This window comes from bacterium (genome assembly GCA_035530055.1).
Taxonomy (GTDB): Bacteria; UBA6262; WVXT01; order WVXT01; family WVXT01; genus WVXT01.
The window spans coordinates 14,297-33,436 of sequence record DATKVN010000052.1 but is presented as its reverse complement, the minus strand read 5'-3'; the positions used below and the strand labels follow the sequence as shown (position 1 = coordinate 33,436).

General features: G+C 40.8%; 18 protein-coding genes. All 18 read right to left on the bottom strand.

Going from position 1 to position 19,140, the window contains the following annotated elements; all coding sequences use genetic code 11:
* Positions 1 to 126: 126 nt before the first annotated feature.
* The 18 genes from argB to VMW39_04480 all read right to left on the bottom strand — a co-directional run bounded on the left by argB (position 127) and on the right by VMW39_04480 (position 19,077).
* Positions 127 to 918: an acetylglutamate kinase gene (gene argB / locus VMW39_04565; protein HUW23285.1), complete on the bottom strand. Its 792-nt coding sequence runs from the start codon at positions 916 to 918 to the stop codon at positions 127 to 129.
* Positions 915 to 3,263 carry a DNA internalization-related competence protein ComEC/Rec2 gene (locus VMW39_04560; protein ID HUW23284.1) on the bottom strand — a complete coding sequence of 783 codons (2,349 nt, stop codon included), beginning with the start codon at positions 3,261 to 3,263 and terminating at the stop codon, positions 915 to 917. The genes argB and VMW39_04560 overlap by 4 nt, the downstream gene beginning before the upstream one ends.
* Before the next feature lie 96 nt (positions 3,264 to 3,359).
* Complete coding sequence (locus VMW39_04555; protein HUW23283.1) at positions 3,360 to 4,313, bottom strand: fumarylacetoacetate hydrolase family protein; 954 nt, start codon at positions 4,311 to 4,313, stop codon at positions 3,360 to 3,362.
* 161 nt (positions 4,314 to 4,474) lie between these two features.
* Positions 4,475 to 5,650 (bottom strand): hypothetical protein, encoded by a 1,176-nt coding sequence (locus VMW39_04550; protein ID HUW23282.1) that lies wholly within the window; start codon positions 5,648 to 5,650, stop codon positions 4,475 to 4,477.
* Between the two features lie 42 nt (positions 5,651 to 5,692).
* A complete protein-coding gene (locus tag VMW39_04545) occupies positions 5,693 to 7,699 on the bottom strand; it encodes a helix-hairpin-helix domain-containing protein (GenBank protein HUW23281.1) in 2,007 nt (668 codons plus the stop codon).
* A gap of 29 nt (positions 7,700 to 7,728) precedes the next feature.
* The gene (locus VMW39_04540) at positions 7,729 to 8,607 is read right to left on the bottom strand and encodes a hypothetical protein (GenBank protein HUW23280.1); all 879 of its coding nucleotides are present in this window, start codon (positions 8,605 to 8,607) and stop codon (positions 7,729 to 7,731) included.
* Positions 8,608 to 8,611: 4 nt separating this feature from the next.
* Positions 8,612 to 9,547 (bottom strand): lamin tail domain-containing protein, encoded by a 936-nt coding sequence (locus VMW39_04535; protein HUW23279.1) that lies wholly within the window; start codon positions 9,545 to 9,547, stop codon positions 8,612 to 8,614.
* A 49-nt stretch (positions 9,548 to 9,596) separates the two neighbouring features.
* Positions 9,597 to 10,253 (bottom strand): septation protein SpoVG family protein, encoded by a 657-nt coding sequence (locus VMW39_04530; protein HUW23278.1) that lies wholly within the window; start codon positions 10,251 to 10,253, stop codon positions 9,597 to 9,599.
* Positions 10,254 to 10,283: 30 nt separating this feature from the next.
* Positions 10,284 to 11,516: an RNA-guided endonuclease TnpB family protein gene (locus VMW39_04525; protein HUW23277.1), complete on the bottom strand. Its 1,233-nt coding sequence runs from the start codon at positions 11,514 to 11,516 to the stop codon at positions 10,284 to 10,286.
* 138 nt (positions 11,517 to 11,654) lie between these two features.
* On the bottom strand, positions 11,655 to 12,218 hold the full coding sequence (locus tag VMW39_04520) for a phospholipase D-like domain-containing protein (GenBank protein HUW23276.1): 564 nt from the start codon (positions 12,216 to 12,218) through the stop codon (positions 11,655 to 11,657).
* 30 nt (positions 12,219 to 12,248) lie between these two features.
* Positions 12,249 to 12,953, bottom strand: coding sequence for an HAD-IA family hydrolase (locus VMW39_04515; protein HUW23275.1), 705 nt, complete (start codon positions 12,951 to 12,953; stop codon positions 12,249 to 12,251).
* The gene (locus tag VMW39_04510) at positions 12,934 to 14,187 is read right to left on the bottom strand and encodes a Clp1/GlmU family protein (protein ID HUW23274.1); all 1,254 of its coding nucleotides are present in this window, start codon (positions 14,185 to 14,187) and stop codon (positions 12,934 to 12,936) included. The genes VMW39_04515 and VMW39_04510 overlap by 20 nt, the downstream gene beginning before the upstream one ends.
* 80 nt (positions 14,188 to 14,267) lie before the next feature.
* Positions 14,268 to 15,131 carry an S-methyl-5'-thioadenosine phosphorylase gene (gene mtnP / locus VMW39_04505; GenBank protein HUW23273.1) on the bottom strand — a complete coding sequence of 288 codons (864 nt, stop codon included), beginning with the start codon at positions 15,129 to 15,131 and terminating at the stop codon, positions 14,268 to 14,270.
* A gap of 42 nt (positions 15,132 to 15,173) precedes the next feature.
* Positions 15,174 to 15,410: a hypothetical protein gene (locus VMW39_04500; GenBank protein ID HUW23272.1), complete on the bottom strand. Its 237-nt coding sequence runs from the start codon at positions 15,408 to 15,410 to the stop codon at positions 15,174 to 15,176.
* A gap of 27 nt (positions 15,411 to 15,437) precedes the next feature.
* A complete protein-coding gene (locus VMW39_04495) occupies positions 15,438 to 16,262 on the bottom strand; it encodes a purine-nucleoside phosphorylase (GenBank protein HUW23271.1) in 825 nt (274 codons plus the stop codon).
* Between the two features lie 3 nt (positions 16,263 to 16,265).
* On the bottom strand, positions 16,266 to 16,868 hold the full coding sequence (locus VMW39_04490; GenBank protein ID HUW23270.1) for a DUF47 family protein: 603 nt from the start codon (positions 16,866 to 16,868) through the stop codon (positions 16,266 to 16,268).
* Between the two features lie 13 nt (positions 16,869 to 16,881).
* Positions 16,882 to 17,898 carry an inorganic phosphate transporter gene (locus VMW39_04485; protein HUW23269.1) on the bottom strand — a complete coding sequence of 339 codons (1,017 nt, stop codon included), beginning with the start codon at positions 17,896 to 17,898 and terminating at the stop codon, positions 16,882 to 16,884.
* Between the two features lie 237 nt (positions 17,899 to 18,135).
* Positions 18,136 to 19,077 (bottom strand): transketolase family protein, encoded by a 942-nt coding sequence (locus tag VMW39_04480; protein HUW23268.1) that lies wholly within the window; start codon positions 19,075 to 19,077, stop codon positions 18,136 to 18,138.
* Positions 19,078 to 19,140: the final 63 nt, after the last annotated feature.

Sequence of the window (19,140 nt, the reverse complement as noted above, 5' to 3'; positions counted from 1 at the left end):
TAAAATCTCGATATTATCCCTTTCGTTATAAACAGGAATCACAACCGAATAATCCATCACATACCACCACTTGTAGCAGCAAAGCGTAAGCTTTGCTTCCTTTCGGGCGGCCACGGAGTGCCGCCCCTACTCTATTATTTTCGTTCCTTCCAATTTCATCTGTTTATCAATGAGAGGTGAAAGAGCATCTTTTTTTCGACCATCAAGGACATCTATCTCTTTTACACCTTTCTGGAGGGCTTGGACGCAGGAATTTATCTTAGGAATCATCCCCGCAGTAATCGTTCCCTTTCTCACCAGCTCCTCAACCTCTTTTATTTTTATCTGTTCGATTACAGACTTCTCATCTTGAGGATTTTCCAGAATGCCGGGCACATCAGTTAAGAAGACTAATCTTTCTGCTCCAATATTTGCTGAAAATTGGGAGGCAAAGATATCGGCATTGATGTTATAAGTGACTCCTTTCTTATCCATAGCCATAGGAGAGATAACCGGGATGAAACCATTATCCAAAAGGATGTGTAGAATTTCAGGATTTACCCTCTCCACTTCAGCCACATATCCCAGATCATGTTTTCCTTCCAGCTTCTTCGCTTCTACTAAAAAAGCATCCTTCCCTGAAATGCCCACAGCCCTCCCTCCCAAAAGATTAATCCTCCTCACTATCCTGCGATTTATACCTGCCAGAACCATTTCCACAATTTCCAGACTTTCACCATCTGTGTACCTTTGTCCTTTGACAAATCTCGTCTTCTTACCCAAACCACCCAGCTTTTCAGTAATTTCCAGCCCACCACCATGAACAATGACTGGATGTTTCCCTCCCTTTGCCAGCGAGATAACATTTTCCAGGTGACTATCCAACACTGCCTGTTTCAAAAGTTTCCCGCCAATCTTTATTACTAATAATTCTTTCAATATTCCCCCTCTCTCATTGGTTCTATCTGGAAAGACTTCCCATCAGTTCTTATAACGATAGCGCCATTCTTAGAAGTAGAGAAAAATTTTATCTTACTATACCTTTCTTCCAATTTTCTAACTTGAAATTTGGTTGGTATTATACCATATTTAGGAGCCACTTTATATAAGAATTTTGGAGATACCATCCCTCTACCATGATTAGGTATCTGCAGAATATCGCTTTCAATCTCTTCTCTGGTTAACTCCTCCTGGACCTCATAATCAATATCTCCTGTGAATAAAATTCCAAAATCTCTGTAGCTCAACTTCATAACCAAAGAATTACTATCAATATTCTCTCTCATAATTCTGGGATTCAGAATATGAAGTTTTACATCTTTATATTCAACTTTTTCGTCATAAGCTATATATTTCAGGGGAATTCTCTTCTCTTTGATAATCTGAAAGAACTCATCAACAAGGTCATCATTGTAATTTTGTCCATTATAGTACACTTTTTTTACTTTAAATTTTTTCAAAATAGGAATTAAACCTCTTATATGGTTATAATGGGGGTGAGTCAAAAAGATAGCGTCTATCCTGGAGACGCCATTTTTCAATAAGCAAGGAATTACTACTTTTTCTCCTATATCGAATTTTCCTATTACGCCACCACCGTCTATTAATATGTCTCTCCTGTCAGGCAGTCTAAGGTGGATGGCATCTCCCTGTCCTACATCGAGAAAAGTAATCGATAGATTATGAGAAGGTAATAGTTTCTTTCCAGTTATTGAGAACAGAAAAATAAGGGGAAAAAACAAGAGAAGCCTGCGAGCAAAGCGGGAAGATTCTATTTTCGGCAAAAAGACAAAGAAAAGGTAGTAAGCTAACAAAAATATAAGAGAAGGACTCACTACGTATTTAAACGAGAATGGTAATGAAGCAAAAAATCCAACACATCTGAGTAGAATAATTATGAATAGCCTGTTAATTGTGTTAATGACCTGAGCAAGCCCCAGTGAGAAAAGACCAAATATTGACGCGGCAAATCCCAGGGCTATAATTATAGCAACCTGAGGAACAACCAGAATGTTGGAGATTAGAGCAATTAAGGAAATTTTATTAAAGTAGAAGGCAACTATGGGATAGACACCAACCAATGCTCCAGCAGAGACTCCCAGCGAAGTTAAAATGTAAGTAATGAACTTACGAGGTTTACTGAAACGAAAATAACCCAGGAAATGGGGAGTAAGATAGAGGATTCCTAAGGTTGCCATAAATGAGAGTTGAAACCCAACATCAAATAGAGTAAAAGGATTCAACAGTAGAATAATCAAAGCAGCCAGAGCTAAACTATTATATAGATGTTTATCCCGTTCCAAAAGAATTGCCACCAGCCCGCAGGTAGCCATAATCGATGCCCTTATAGCAGAGGGCCGACCACCAGCCACCTGAGCATATAGAATGACCACCAATATTGTCAAAAAATAGGTTGTCTTTTTGGGAATTCCCATTACCCGAAAGAAGGCATAGAATATGAAAAGGACTAACCCAACGTGCAACCCGCTCACAGCCAATGTGTGGATTACTCCGGCATCAGTAAATATCCCTTGAATCTGTCTGGGTAAAGCAGTTCTCTCTCCCAGCATCACCCCCGCAAGAATTGAAGATTCCAATTGAGGCAGGGTGTTCTTGATAACGAATTCTATTCTTCTTCGAATTCTTAAAATAACCGAACGGAAGATGCCTATCTTTCCCCGCCCTGATATTTCAATATCTTCACTCCTGTAGACGGAAAAAAGCGAATGGATATTCCGATAGCTTAGATATTTTCGATAGTCGAATACTCCCGGGTTAGTTAACGCAAAAGGAGAGGAAAGTCTACCATAAATGTTCAGTCTATCTCCATAATTTATCTGGATAGGCTCAGAAGTATAGAGAAAGACCTGCGTTTTTCCTGTTACTTCTATTTCTCTCTTATCAGTGGTTAATCTTTCGCAAGCTAAAACAAAATTGATTTTTTCTGATGCCTTATTAGGAATTGAAACTACAACACCAGTAAGACGACTTCTCTTCGGAGTTTGAAAAGAAATACAGCGGCTTATCTCATCAGGAGGTAGAAGGCGGGTTCCCAAATGTCGAGCAATACCCAAAGCGAGGAAGGCTAAAACGGAAAAGATTAAAACAATAGTTCCTGGTTTTCGCTGAAGAATAAAATAGAAAATTGAAGCCAGTCCGAAGAAAGATAAAAAAATTATTAGAAACCAGAAATATTTAGCTCCCGCGAAGAAATTGCCCAGGAGAATTCCTAAAATATAGCTGATAACAGTCAAGATGAGTGGCGTTAAACCAAATCTCCTCATTCATTGTCCTTGTGTGAGGCCGATTCAGTTGATACGAATCTCTGAGATAGGAGAAATGTGGTGAGATTTACTATTAAGCAGGCTTCTTTTGTGTAATTATTTTTCCATGATAATAGGGTTTCTCAAATTAACTATTCCCTCAGCAATAGACTCAATCACATCGCCCGGCTGAAGCCCTTCTTCAGGACCTGCTGGAGGACTGGCCGTGGAAAATATGTCTCCCGGCTCCAAAGTCATAATATCGCTTAAGAATTCGAGAATTTCCGGTATCTTAAAAATTAAATTCTTCGTGTTCGATTCGCACTCGACTTTGCCATTTCTCTTTCTAATCATTTTCACATTATGTGGGTCAGGAACTTCATCCTTAGTCACAATCCAGGGACCCATAGGGCAAAAAGTGTCAAACGCCTTGCACCTCTGCTGGTACATTACATGGCCTGGCTGAATCATCTCTATATCGTGAGCTGTGACATCTACAATCATTGTATATCCAAAAATATAATCATACGCTTTCTCTTTGGGAATATGCTTGCCCTTCTTCCCAATCACTACAGTGAACTCCCACTCCTGGAAAAGACATTTAGAAGTTGTCCCGGGCCATTTCCCGCCTTTCGGTATGACAATAGGCTCATCAGGACCTGTCACCGTGGATTGGGCTCTGATAAAAAAGATAGGAACCTCAGGCTTGGGATAACCCAACTGCTTGCGATAGTCTTCATAATTTATGCCAATACAGACTATCTTAGGCGGTCTCGGTATGGGAGCTTTCAATTTCACTTTTTCCAGGGGAAAAACAGCACCCGGCACATTGAATTTTTCACCTTCAACATAACCAACTATCTCTTTGGCTGCTTTAAGCGCGGGCTCTCCAGCTGCAATAAATTCCACCATGGAAACGGGTACAGTCCGGCAGGCGGTTTCCTCGGGATTGGTAACCTTTTTAACCTTGGATAAATAGCTAATACATGCTCCATTCAGGTCTATCACATTATTATCCACGACCACACCAACTCTTAACCTTCCTCTTTCTTCAAAAGTTACAAATTTCATAATACGCCCCCCTTTTTAAAACAAAATTAACTAATTTAATTTAGCACACCAACCAATAAAAAGTCAAGTACTCTTTTTTGAATCCATAGGCCCCTTGTTTATGCTAAACTAGAAGTTTAGATCATAATCTGATTCCTCTATGTGTTAAAGCACATAGCTTTTTAATGTTGAACTCTTATGGCTACCAGTATCCTCATTACCGTCTCATCTATTCTCTGACGCTCCTCAAAGAAGGCAGCATCTCCATAATAATTCCTTTTGCCGAACTCCCCGGCAAAATCGAAAGATAATATATCGTTAAATCTGTATCCCAGGCCTCCAGTAAAGGAGACCATCTGAAACTCTTTACTGCCATAAAAGGGTTGAAAATAGAAACCATATCTTAAACAAAGAGCATCTCTCAGGTAGTGCTCTGCACCAATACGAAATTCAAAGGTATCCCGGTAATTGGTTCCCGATTTAAATCTCGACCATTCGCTAAAGATAATCTCAGCCGCTATTGTGGTAGAGATTTCATCAATGAAAGTATAGGCTACACCAAGGCCGTAAGACAGAGGAAATTTCAGCTCTGTTTTGCCTTCTTCTTTGGACGTAGGATAATCTGCTTCCCATTTATCATTGACTTTTCCCTTTGTGTTAACAATAAATCCAGCTCTAAACTCATCAGTGAAATAAAGCATTCCTCCGAGCGTGAAGTTAAAACCAGAAATCTTTGATTTGAGCTCGGTTACGGCAGTTGGAGGAGAAGCGTAAATAGTCGAACTGCTCTTAAGACTACTCTCTCCTTCCAAGAAGTTAATCGTTCCACCTATATATAAATATGGCGTGGGCTTCCATGCTCCTCCTAAACTATAGGCATAGAGGGTTCCTTTTCCATTGATACTGGCAGAGCCAATTTTCTCGCCCGGCGAGCCTGCATCAAAGATGGACTTCTCATGCTGGTAATTGTTGTCGTATAAGGGAGCAAGCCCTAAAGCCAGCATTAACTTTCTTTTAACCGGGAAAGCAACTACAGCACTGTTGAGTTGAAAATAGTAATGAGAATTAAAATAAGTCAATTCATCTTCTGTAACCACTTTTTCTACAACCGGCGCTATTCCCAGGGCTAATGAAAATTCCTTCTTCTCCAAAACCCCGAGACAGGAGGGATTTACAAAGATAGAAGAAGAATCGGTTGCACTGGCAATTGATGTCCCTCCCATTCCCATAGATCGAGCCCCAATTCCAGAAATGGGATCTCCTAAGTGAGAAACTCCCAGATAAGTAAGCGCGTCAACTCTCGAAACCAAAAAACAAAAAATACTAACCAACACAAAAACAATTCTCTCTTTTTTCATCTTTCCTTTGTACCCCACCTATTTTCGAAGTTTCTGATGGTCTCACCACTTCACATCCCACTGTAACCTGAACACGTGTCTTCTGCTTCCGATTATCTTATCTAACTCTTCTTTATTTTCCGGACTGCTTATGCCATAATCATTGTAATAGCGTGTATTTTCATATTTAATCCATAGCCTGGTATTTTTTGTAATTTCTTGTGTTACCATTAAGTAGTACCTTACACCTTTACCATAAGTCCACCAATGGAAGGGAGTCAAACCCATAGGCCATAAGAATTCAATTTCGCTCATAGCAACTCCTGGCTCAGCTTCGAAGAAGATGAGCCTCCCTTCAAGTTTTAACTTACGAGTTGCATTGTATTTGAGGTCGCCAAAAATTAAGTGTCCTCTATCCACTTGCTTAAGCTCATAAATACTATTCTTTCTCCCATCCCACCTTACCTTAAACCTCACCTTGCCATCCGGATTCCAGGTAACCTGCACTCTCGTTTTCTTCCAGCTCTGGTATAAATCTCTATTTTCTATCTTTTTATCATACCAGTGGTTCCACTGTCGGAAATATAGTTCCAGCTTCCTTGATACTCTTTGTTTAATATTGAACCAGAACTCCTTATCCTTTGTGGGCATTAAATTATCTTCTCTCCAAGGATGGCCAACAGGCCTAAAATAAATTTGCACTTCTCTCTCTCTATCCTCATACTTTCCACCAAGGAATACTCCATTTTCATTCCAGTCTTCATCTTTACGCCCAACTATAGTGGTGGCACTACTATGTTCGTTATAGTAATCTGGGTCATATTTATAGATAATCGCCCATAAAGTAAAGTTGCTTAATTTGAGCATAGGCTGAACCAACCATGCTTCACCATAACTTATGCACTTGGCATATTCAGCGTAAAGATTCAATTTTTTATACCAGGTATTAAAATCGAACCCGAAAACCCTGTTCCTCTCTCCTCGAAATAGATAGTATCCTTTCTCTTCCGATGGATTAATACTGGGGCTATATTTACTCTGGTAACCCATAAAACCAATCTGTGAATCTCTTAAGAAATTAAAGGCTATCCTACCGCCAATCAGTTCCTCAGTCAACTTGTCGTTTCTCTCCAGTTCTTTATCACTGGTAATATATCCCATATTTGCTCTAATAGCGACCAGGCTCTCTTTCACAGTACCATCTGGATTCAAGGACGCATCAAGCTTCTTATTCGAATAGAAGAAACCCAAGTCGAATTGTTTTATTCTTTTATTTACTGCCACTCCTCTGAAACAAACATTTGGTGCTGTCCCTTTATCCTCAGCAATACCTTTTGCTTTAATCTTTACTGGTCTGACCAATTCTGTTGCCAGAGGATAATAGAAAATTAATCCCTGATTATACTGAAGCTTATAATTCCCAATGACTATCTTATCAAAGGAATAAACATCTCGCATTACCAGCCAATATTTGGTCAAATAGTATTTCCAGAGATTATGAAAACTAATTGCAGGTTCCGAACCACTGTCTGACTGAGCACCCCCGTGACGAAGGACCCACCCGGCTTCATAGTGATTTCCATATTTCAACCTTGTGCGATTATAAACATATGGGGGATTCTGAAATTTAGGGTCAGCATTAAGATAAGCTTCACTATCCGGCTTTGCCATCTTCATTCTCCATCGGAAATCACCTTGCAGGGCTACAGGCACTCCTATTGGTTCAACCTTAATATAGGGAGCTATTCCCTCAAATATCTCATCACTCATCCCTGGCACATTCTTAAGTTCTTCCACTTCTGTAAATCCCCTCTGTTGGCGATAGAGAATGACTGCCCTTGCCAAGCGCGAATCAATTACAGGAAGCTTTAACAATTGGTCGAAAGAGACAGTATTTAAATCGAGTGGATGGTCTTTCAACTCAGCAAGTTCTTCCTTATCCACTGCCCCGGGAGATATTGTCTCTGCCTCATCCTCTTCAAATGCAACTTGACCTATCACTGGTGAACCCAGATTGGTCATCGAAATTATAAACGAAACAAAGATAATAGCAACAATTCTTACCATCATTACTGGTCGGGCACTCTTTAGAGTGCCAATTAATTTTGCATAGTCTGGTTGCCCAAATGTAGAGAGAAAGAGAACAAATGCTGACCGTTCAGGAAAGGATGACTCAAAAATGCATAATCGAATTTGAATATGTTCCAGCGAAAGCCAAAACCTCCAGTAAATCTCGCTGGGTCGTTCCCTATCCCGACACGCAAAGTAAAATTTCTATTCAGGATGACCTCAAAACCAGCTCTTATCTCAGGCTCAACCATTATCGAACTCATTGGTAGATGCAAATCGAGAGAGGTAATGTAACCAGAAAGAGGCTGAAAAGATACCCCCACCCTAATCATCTGGGCTAAATTCTCCGGGGAGCTACCAAGCCGGGGACTATTTAGATTCATTGCCATAACTCCCAGCCTGAACTTAGAACTAATATCGGCAAGAGCTCCCACATCCAGACCAAAAGCCGAAGCCCTACCATATTCTGAGTTTGCGCTGGCTCCTTTGATCTTTAGACTCATAATTTTCATATTGAAGCCGAAATATATACCACTCCCCAAACTCTGCCCGGAAGAAATAATAGTCTGACTCTCTCTATATTCTGAACACCCGAACTGTGAATAAGATAATCCAAAAGTTCCTATTTTTTTAGTAGGAACTACTGCCCCAAACAGATAATATGTCAAATCTTTCAGCCCGAAAAGTCGAGTGGTCATCGTCATAGCCTCTACTTCTTTGACTAGTTCCAATCCAGCGGGATTCCAGTAAATAGCATTAATGTCATCAGCCACACCTGTAAACGCTCCAGCCATCCCCATTGGGCGAGCTCCCGCTCCCTTCTCTTCAAAAGCCCCATAACTGGGTAAAATGTTGGAGAAGTAGAAAAGCAAAAAAGCAGAAATTACGAGAAAAGTTTTCCTTATCATATCTCTATCTAAGTTTTCTTCCTACCACTATTGTGTCTGTTTTTTTAGTTACCTTTCCTGTGTTTTCGTTCAGTGCCTCAATGTGACAGATATAAATTCCAATTGGCACGATTGTGTCTCCAGAATCATCCGTGCCATCCCAGGTTACAGAGCCTTCCCCGTCAGAATCCACCTCTTGGTCGATCAGCACCCTAACCAACCTCCCTCTAACGTCAAAAATTCTCAACGTAATTCTTGAACCATCGGGTACATTATATTTTATTTTCCCCTCAGTTGGCCTACTACTTATATCGTTATAAGGGAAAAAGGGAGAACTAGTGACTTCAACTGTCTTTGTGGTAGGTTCTTCTTCCGGCTGAGTCCCAAACCCTTTGCTGTTTTCAGCCTTAGGAGTGCCATTAATCGGATTGCCCTCAGCATCAGTACCGTTTCTCGTAATTCCATCATTAGTATGCCAGTTATTCTTTGTAGTCCCAGGAGAACCGGAATCTATCCTTTCCATTGTATAAGCACCGTCCTTTTCTCCTGCGAACCAATCTCCGTTTGTTTCACAAGGTACTGAATCAATTAAATTACCCGAAGCATCCCTGAGTTGGAAGTCTTCACTTGTGTTTTCTAAAACACCTGTATAGATTTGGTCAGCCTCCAAATCTTTTATTGTTTGATCATCTGTTCTTTCCAAGAGAAAGTAACCTTTGGCCGGAATAATTACAACCAGAGAAATATCGGGTGTTCCATCGGCTGCTTTTAGACTCCAACCAGTTAAGTCAATAGAAAGGCTGGAGTTGTTATATAATTCTATCCATTCATCATAAGATGAGCAAGTAGTGCCCATCCAAGCAATTTCATTAATTACAACATCTCCTGGCGACGCTCCACGAGAAAGACCAATAGATAAAAAAAGAACCCCAATCGATTTTAAAATAACAAGTTTTCTCATAGGATTCTAATAAACAGACTCCCTATTTATATGCGATTTATTTTCTCAGCTACCACTGTTCACCTTCTTCTTGTAACATTGCTTCGTATTTGGTCAATAATAATTTCTCTACAGCCTTTTTAACTCCCTTATCGTAAATATAAATTTGTTTTATCCAGCTATGCCTGCCCTTTTCAGGTGGCCTCGCTGGCCAGGCAATCCAAGGGCCCCTCTTACCTTCCATTATTCCACAGGAGACAGCGACTGCATTATTGAAGGTAACTTCCACATTAACTTTCCTCTGCCCAGCTCTCCTTAACCTGAACCAATCCGTAACTTTGAAAGAGACCAGTTCAACCTTATTTTCAGAGGGCTCTCCCGTCTCAATTGCTTTTACTACAGTATTTCTCGCTTCTTTTGTTAAGAACTTTATTTGAGGATAGACAATCCCCTTCTTGCTTATGTATTCAGGAAATTTCAACATTGTTTTATCGTCAACTTTCATTACTTTTATTTCTCGCACCACGATACATTCATTGAGCATCACCTTAGCAACTCCTACTACTCCTTCTTCATCCTCAATTGGCTCCACTTTAACTCTTGTAACACTGATGGTCTCCAGGGCTTCTTTCCTCTTTTCTGCTCCCACCACTACCGAAGAGAGAAGAAACACTACCAGCCCTGCAACAGACAGACCCTTCCATCTTCTTAAAAATTTATAAACCATCCTTTTACTCCTTTCCAAAATTCTCTTCCTTTAGATTTTATGAATCACGGGGTCACGAGAGGGTGACGCTCCCCGACGCAAGCATCGGGGCTTCTGTCCCGATGTCATATCGGGACATTCTTTTTCCTGCTTCGTTGTCGGAACTATCGTCCCAACTCCACAGGCGTTACTTTCCCTCCGTCCAAGGGTAGCTAATCCTATATTTAAAATATTTATGGAAGCATTTAAATCTCTGTGGGTTGAAAGACCACAACTTGGGCAATTAAAATTTCTTTTGCTCAAAGGCATTTCTTGAACATATCCGCAATTACTACAAGTTTTACTTGTAGGCTCGAACCTTCCTATTTGAAGGAAGTATTCCCCATTCCACAATGACTTGTATTCAAGTTGTCGTTTGAACTTATACCACGATACATCCGCAATAGATTTAGCAAGATGATGATTTTTCATCGTTCCCTTTATATTTAAGTCTTCCGAAACAAACCCAGAATACTTGGCTATCATATTCGAGGTTGTCTTATGAAGAAAAACTAATCTTGCATTTCTAATCTTACGATGTATTTTCTGAACTTTTTTACGTTGCTTATATCTGTTTTTGCTATCTTTTTGTTTTTTACTCAATTCCCTTTGTTCTTTCTTTAATTTTTCTTCCAATTTCATTAAATTTCTTGGATTTTCAATAATAGTGCCATCAGAAAGAGTAGCAAAATTCTTTAAACCAACATCAACCCCAACAATATTATCAGTACTTTTTTCTATATCTGGAATTTCAATTTCACAAAGAACAGAACAATACCATTGATCTCCATCTTGAGAAATCGTAATCGATTTAGGTTTTCCTTGAAGTGCCCTATGTTTTATCCATTTAACTTCTCCTGTTTTCGGTATAAAAACAAAACCCTTCCCTAATCTCCATTTTTGTGGCACTGTAAAACTGTCATTTTCTTTCTGTTTCTTTTTAAATTGGGGGAAACCTTTTCCATTTTTAAAACAATCTTCTAAGGCTTTGTCCAACTGCCTTGCAACCATCTGTAAAGATTGAGAAAAAGACAATTTTAAGAAATCATATTCTTTTTTAATTTTTGGGACATTCACAGTCATTTCGTGAGCAAACTTGAATTTCCCAGTTTGTTTATGATGTTTAATATTATCCGCTAAAAGATAATTCCATAGGAAGCGAGCATTCCCACCGTGTTGTAACAGTAATTGCTTTTGTTCTTCCGTCGGGCAAAGTTTATATTTGAAACCCTTTAATATTTTCATTTCCCTTTTTGCTGTAGCTTTTAAATGTCGAGTATTTTTTAAAAGATTTTCGCCAATTCATCCACGGGGCAAGCCCCGTAGTTTTCTTGGCCCGATTCTAAATAACCTGTATAACTTTTTACTTGTCAACGATTTGAACTATTTTTTGTTGAGTGGGGGACATTCGGATTTGATTCTGTTGAACTCTTCAAGATAAAATTTGGCAAGGGGGATAGAATCTATGAGGACGGAAGCTTCGTTATTTTTCTCTAATGCATAATAGTTCCAGTTGGTGCTGCCGATTATGGTGTATCTTTCGTCTACTATGATGAGTTTATTGTGGGTGGTCTTGGAGCGGGACTCGAAGTATACCTTAACACCAGCTTGGGAGAGCATAAATCCTCCCTCTCTTTTGTTCCTTCTGGTGATTCTTCCAAAGGCGCCCTGTTCTAAGATTACTTCTATATTTACTCCTCTTTTGTGAGCATCTATTAAATCTTGAACTAACTGGTTTTCCAGGCTTTCCGGATATTTTGGGTAGTAGAACATTTCAAACATCACTACCTGAATAGATTTTTCTGCTTGCTTCAAGAGTTCGTGGACTGCTGGATAGTATAACCTGTTGGGAATCGGTTTTACATCTTTTGCTGGGAGGGCTAAAACAACTTGTAAAGAGAGAGAAAATATTAAAATAGTGATTAATATGCATCTTTTGGCTTTCATAATTTGTAATTCTCCTTATTATTGGTGAAATTATTTCTTGTTTTCTTTTTGGACGATGTCCACAAGTTCCAGAATATCGTTGAGGTCGTAATCTGCTCCCGAATCCTTGGTGCCAAACCTATCGCCATAGCGAGCAAAGGCTGTTTTTATTCCCATTTTCTTTGCTCCCACTACATCGCGCTCTGCCCAGTCTCCCACCATTAATGTTTCTTCAGGTTTGACCTTGAGGATATCGAGGGCCATCCGGAAGGGTTTGGGAGATGGTTTCTTCTCTCCAGTGTCCTCGTAGGAGAGCACACGCTCGAAGTAGTGCTGCAACTCTAAGGCACAAATCCTCATCCATACGGGAAGCCTGGGAGCATCGGTAACGATTATCATCTTTATTCCCATCTTTGCTAAAGTAGTCAGGGTGAGGTGGACGTGGGGATAGAGGTTCATTGTCCCTTCTTTTGCTTTGCGATAGCCAATGATGCCTGAGGCGAGGATTCTATAATCGATGTGGCCAAACTCCTGCTGTAAAACTTTATCGAATATGTGCTGGTCTTCAATCCCCTCTTCTCCGTATGCTTTGTGAATTTTATCTACCATTTCCTCTTTGGGCATCTTCAATCCAGCATCAATCATTGCCTCTACTGCGGCTTCTACTGCTACACGCTTTACTTTCATAAAGTCTACCAAGGTATTATCTATGTCAAAAATAATTGCTTTTATCATCTTAAAAATATCCCGGTTCAACAAATCCTGCTTCGGTTCCCTCTGGTGTCAATCTCAGGGAACCGAACTGGATTGTTCTAATCTTTTCTTTTTCTTTTACGGGAGTGAATATTTTTATTTTTCTTCCTTTATAATCTATTCTATCAATAATTCCTATCCCCAGAACTTCACTTATGTAATCCAAAAGTCCTATCAAGATGTTCTTTTCATTGCCAGTAATGATATTTTTCAGATTGTAAACACCTGTTTCTCTTCTTACCATAATGGATTCTTCCTCAGACAATGGCTCCTCTGTTACCACGAGAATCCCTTCCCGACTGGAAAGTCTCTCTGCCCAGAGATAATGAATATCTTTTAATTTTATTTCCTTACCTGTTTTGAAATATGCACGGTCTGTTTGGATTTCGTCGAGGTCCAGCTCTAGATAACTGGCTTGTTTAAAATACTTCTTATACATCATTTCCCGCAGGGCCTTCCTCTCCTCATGGCTTCTTGGTGAAGGACCTTTACTAACAGGTAAACGAAAGATTTTCTCTTGAGGATAATTTTTGACTAGATGTTCCAGCTCATCGCTTCTCTCGAGCAAAATGATTACATCCGGACCGAGCATCTCTATTTCTGAGCGATGGAGAGCGCGGGCTTTCTCTCCCTGGACCCAACCGGGCGTATCGATGATAAGTATATCGGCAAGAGTTAGTCCGCGGTCAGCTAATCTTTTGAGCCCAACCAGTGAGGGAAGAAAATGGAAAGCAGGAGAGTTGGAGCCGGTAAAATAGAGGGTAGTTGGTTCCACTTCACTGGGGAAGACTATCTGCCTGTGTAAAACTGCCAGTCCGATTGTTCCCGGTGGACCAATATCACTCTGACCTGTATCACAATCGAGAATACCTACTTTCAATCCATGGGTAAGGAGTCTATTGGCTAAATAACTGGAAAAGAAAGTCTTTCCGGTATCTGTCTCTCCTAAAATTAGAATTATCCTCGCTCCTTTTTTACTTAACTGCTCGGTTAACCCATCCCAGGAATCTGGAATTGTGCGTTCAGATAGGTGCTCTCTTTCTCCGCCTTCCTCGAAGTCTAACACCAGTTCCCCATCTATTAAAGCCTCTACCGGAATAGACTTTCCCTTGGGGATTGTAACTTCTTCAGGATTTTCCAGAGTTTTTCCTACTGCTTCGAACTTGCCTCCATTAACTCTCAAAAGGCAGGGGCCCTTAAATAAGTAGATGTCTCCTTTCTTTAATTTCAGATTCATGATGGTTCCGTCAATTCTAGGGCAGAATTGGGCGACCACGGAGTGTCGCCCCTACATTGAGGCAGAGCTCCGCTCTGCAGCTACTTTTTTAGATATTTGCCTATTAACAGATTGAGTTTCTTGGCTGTTCTTCTATTTATTGCCCATTTGTGTGTCTGAATGGCATAAGCGAGAGCTGAAGCACATTCACACTTCCTCTCCCGTTCTAATCTGGGAATGACGGCCTTGATTAACTTCTTTACATTCTCAATATTGGCGAGAAGATTCCCGACGACTCTTTCCACGCTGACTTCTTCGCCTTCTTTCCACACATCATAGTCGGTAACTAACCCTAAAGTAGCATAACAGATTTCTGCTTCCCGAGCAAGTTTTGCTTCCGGGAGATTGGTCATTCCAATAATAGAAAATCCTAAAGAGCGGAAGACTTTAGATTCTGCTTTGGTGGAAAATTGGGGTCCCTCAATACAAACATATGTGCCACTCAGGTGGACTGAAAGCCTCAGGTCTTTTGCTGCTTGATAGAGAGTCTGACTCAATTCAGGACAGTAGGGATTGGCAAAACCGATGTGGGCAACGATGCCCTCACCAAAGAAAGTATACGGTCTTTGACGAGTGCGGTCAAATAACTGGTCGGGAATTACTATGTCTCTGGGTTTCAGTTCCTCTTTGAGACTACCGCATGCTGAAATAGAGATTATCTGTTCTACTCCTAAACTTTTGAGAGCATAGATGTTCGCTCTGGAATTGAGCTCTGAAGGCATTATGAAATGTCCTCTGCCGTGCCGGGGTAGAAAGGCAACAGGAATCCCTTCCAGATTACCAATGACAATTGTATCAGAAGGGTCGCCGAAGGGAGTGCTTATTTTCTGTTTACGTGTTTCGGTAATTCCCTCGATGTCATAAATACCACTACCTCCTATTACCCCAATTTTAACTTTCTCCATTATCTTACCTCCTCGCTGTTGCTACTATGAAGATTGTTCGAACTATTTGTTTTCTCTGTGAGACTTAATTATTTCCACTACTTTCTGGGCTAAAGTAATAAATTCCCCAAGGGATTCTTCAGATACAGTAATGAAATTTCTCTTGTACCTCTCTCCTCCCAGGGAGATGGACTCAGTAATCTTCACAAATCTTCCACTCACGTTTTCTTTCACGTCGAAAAAGAAGGTCTTTCCTCTGTCAGTTCTAAAACGCTCGTTGTAGATTTCTCGGTCAGGCATCTATTTCTCCTCCCTTGCTATCTCCGGTTATATTCTTTTCACTATTTCTTTTAATAATCTGGAGAGCTTCGCCTTTGCTCTTTCTGCTACTCTCAAGACAGACTGGTGGTTCATTGGTTCTTTCGAGGTTCCCGTTGCCATATTGGTCACACAGGAGATGCCCAGAATCTTCAATCCCAGCTGTTTACCTACAATTGACTCGGGCACAACGGACATACCCACTAAGTCTCCTCCCATTCTGCGAGTCATCTCTATTTCTGCCGGGGTCTCGTAAGAAGGTCCTGTCACACCAATGTAAACTCCTTGTTGAAGTTTAATCTTCAGGGCTTTAGCACAACTTAGAACAATCCTAATTAAATCTCTGTCATAGACATTTTTCATATTAGTGAAAGTGATTGACTGTCTTTTAGTTCTATCTCCTATTAGAGGATTATCTCCCATAAAATTTATATGGTCGGTAATCAGTACCAGGTCTCCTGGCTCAAAATTTTCATTTATTCCTCCTGCTGCGCCGGTAATGATTAGATTTTCTATTCCCAGACCAGCCATTAGCCTTACGGGATAAGTAATTTCTCTCATGGTGTAGCCTTCATAGAAGTGGACTCTTCCCTTCATTACACAGACCTCTTTGCCTTCCAATTTGCCAAGAACCATCTCTCCCGCATGACCTTCTATGGTGGGATGGACAAAATGGGGAATCTGACTATAGGGAATGGAGCAGGCTTCTCTAACATCATCAGCAATTCCTCCCAGACCCGAACCTAAAATCAAGCCGATTCTGGGCTTACCCGGGGCTCGGGAACAGTTAGCTTTTACTATCTCCTGTAATGTTTTTAAACTCTCTTCAATCATTTTTTAAGTAATCTTTACCACGATATCACCGATGATATCGGCTGCTTCGTCTCCCCTGTCTGCAGCATTTGAGAGGTGCCTGTAAATTTCCCGCAATTTTAAAATATATATGAAATCTTTACTCTGAAACAATTCTGCCAGTGCCTCATGATAGAGGTGTTCTACATAGTTCTCCACTTTCTTTGCTCTTATGAGATGTTGAAGGCAGGATTTATGTTTTCTTTTCAATTCCTGTACTGCCAGACATAAATGTTGAGCAGATTCGCAGAGAGCCTGAGCCATCTTTCTAAGATGCTCATTTGTCTCTACTTTAAAAAGTAGCATTTCGTTAACTGTACTTTTGGCATAATCTACCATATCATCGATTGCCCGAGAAAGGGCAAAGATATCTTCTCTATCTATTGGTGTGACAAATGATTTAGTCAATTCCTCAATCAGAATGCGTCTTGCTTCATCAGCCTCTTTCTCAATCTCTTTGACACTGTTGCCTTTCTCCTCGGTTACCTCCTCAATGAAATCTCTAAGAGCAACCATTCCTTCTTCGCTCTTTACTGCCTGTTGGGCAAGCATCTTAAAAAAATCTCTCTTTTTAGGAAACAGTCTCATAAATTTTTCTCCCTTACAACAATTTATTAATAAGAAGGTAGAAGAATATGGAGAGTATGGCGGTAACTGGAATGGTAACAAACCAAGTAATAAAAATTTCCCTGACCACTTCCCATCTGACAGCCTTTGGCCTCTCCGCTGAACCAGCGCCCATAATTGTGGAAGTAGCTATTTGGGTTGTGGACACGGGAAAGCCGAAAAGCGCTGCCCCATAGATAATAATCGCTGAACAGCTCTGAGCAGTGAATCCATGAATAGGACGAATTCTGTAAATCTTGACGCCTAAAGTCTTAATAATCCGCCAGCCTCCACTTAAGATTCCTAAGGCAATAGTGCCAGCACAGGCAACAACTACCCAGCGAGGAATAGGAAAAGTTCCTGATGGCGGATGGTAAAGTCCCAAGACGACCAGAGAAAATGTAATTACTCCCATTGTCTTCTGAGCATCATTTGTTCCATGGGAAAGAGCCAGAAGAACCGAAGCGCCAACCTGCAATCTTTTGAATAGACTATTGGCTCTGGGAGAAGACCACTGAGAAAAGGAGTAGGCAATCTTAGTAAATAGAAAACCTAGAATTAAACCGACTATGGGAGATGCTACCAGAACCAAAAAGATACCCGCAACCCTATTCCAGTTGACAATCGAAAATCCCCTGCCCACGACAAATGCGCCCAGGAGACCTCCAATCAAGGCATGAGAAGAACTGGTAGGAATTCCAAAATACCAGGTGAAGAGGTTCCAGATAATTGCAGCTATTAAAGCAGCAAATATTATTATGATACCATTAGGGATTACTTTAATAACTTCGGGGTTGACAATTCCTTTCCCTATTGTCTGGGCCACAGCTGTTCCCAGAAAATAGGCTCCGGTAAACTCAAATACGGCAGTAATGATTAATGCCCAGATGGGTGATATTGCCCGAGAAGAAACCATGGTAGCGACAATATTCGAGGAATCGTGAGCACCATTACAGTAGTCGAAAAACAATGCAACAGCAACGAGCAATATGGCTATCGTAAATGGATCCAACTATACCCCTTGTCTATGGCGCGAAGATGCTCTCTTTTGTCCCAATTCATCAGGACAGCTATTTTCTCTTACCCTAAGCGAGAGTATTTGGTGTAGCGAGCATTAGAATTTTTAGCCAAAAATCGAAGAATAGAGTTTAGCCGAAACTGACCAACGGGAATTTCGGTAAACTCCTGAGATTTTTGGCGATGCTCGCAGAGCAAAAAATTATTAGCGAGCGAACCAAATACCAGAGCACTACCCTTTTCTTTTCAATACCTTTTCTACTGCTTTTATAATATCAAATCGTGTCAACCCAAAATCTTGCATTAACTCCTGAGGACTTCCTGACTTACCGAAGTGATCTTTAATTCCTACCATTTCCACTGGCACGGGATACTGCTTCACCGCCACCTCAGTCACTGCACTGCCAAACCCTCCGGAAAGTTGATGTTCTTCGGCAGTAACAATAGCTCCTGTCTCTTTTGCTGCCTTAAATATTATCTCCTCATCAATAGGCTTCACTGTATGTAAATTAATTATCCCTGCCGAAATTCCCTTTTTATCCAGCTCCCTTGCTGCTTCCAAGGCCTCATACACCATAATTCCACAGGCAAAGATTGCTACATCCTTACCCTTACGCATTGTTATTGCCTTACCAAGAAGAAATGGAGTATCTTCTGTTGTAATTATGGGGATGGGTGGTCTACCAAATCTTATATACACCGGTCCCGATACTTCTCCCGCCTGAATGGTAGCCTTTCTTGTCTCAATAGCATCGCAGGGAACAACGACCTTCATATTAGGCAAAACTCGCATAAGAGTAATCTCCTCAATAGACTGATGGGTAGCACCATCAGGGCCAACCGAAATTCCTCCGTGACTTCCGCCTATCTTTACATTTAGATTACTGTAACAGATTGTGACTCTCACTTGATCCCAGACGCGACCAGAGGCAAAAACTCCCAGAGTGCAGCAGAAGGGAATTTTATCCACTAAGGATAATCCGCCCGCAGTACCAATCATATCAGCTTCAGCAACTCCCATTGTAAAGAACCTTTCTGGAAATCTCTTCTTGAACATTGAAGCTCTCGTGGAATCGGTGAGGTCGGCTGACAAGACCACCACCTGAGGATTCTTCTCTCCCAGAGCTACCAATCCTTCCCCATATCCATCTCTCGTTGCTTTCATCTCAACCATTGATTGTATTCTCTCTTTCTAATCTCATTGATAAACACTGAAACCCCGATTTTTCAATCGGTA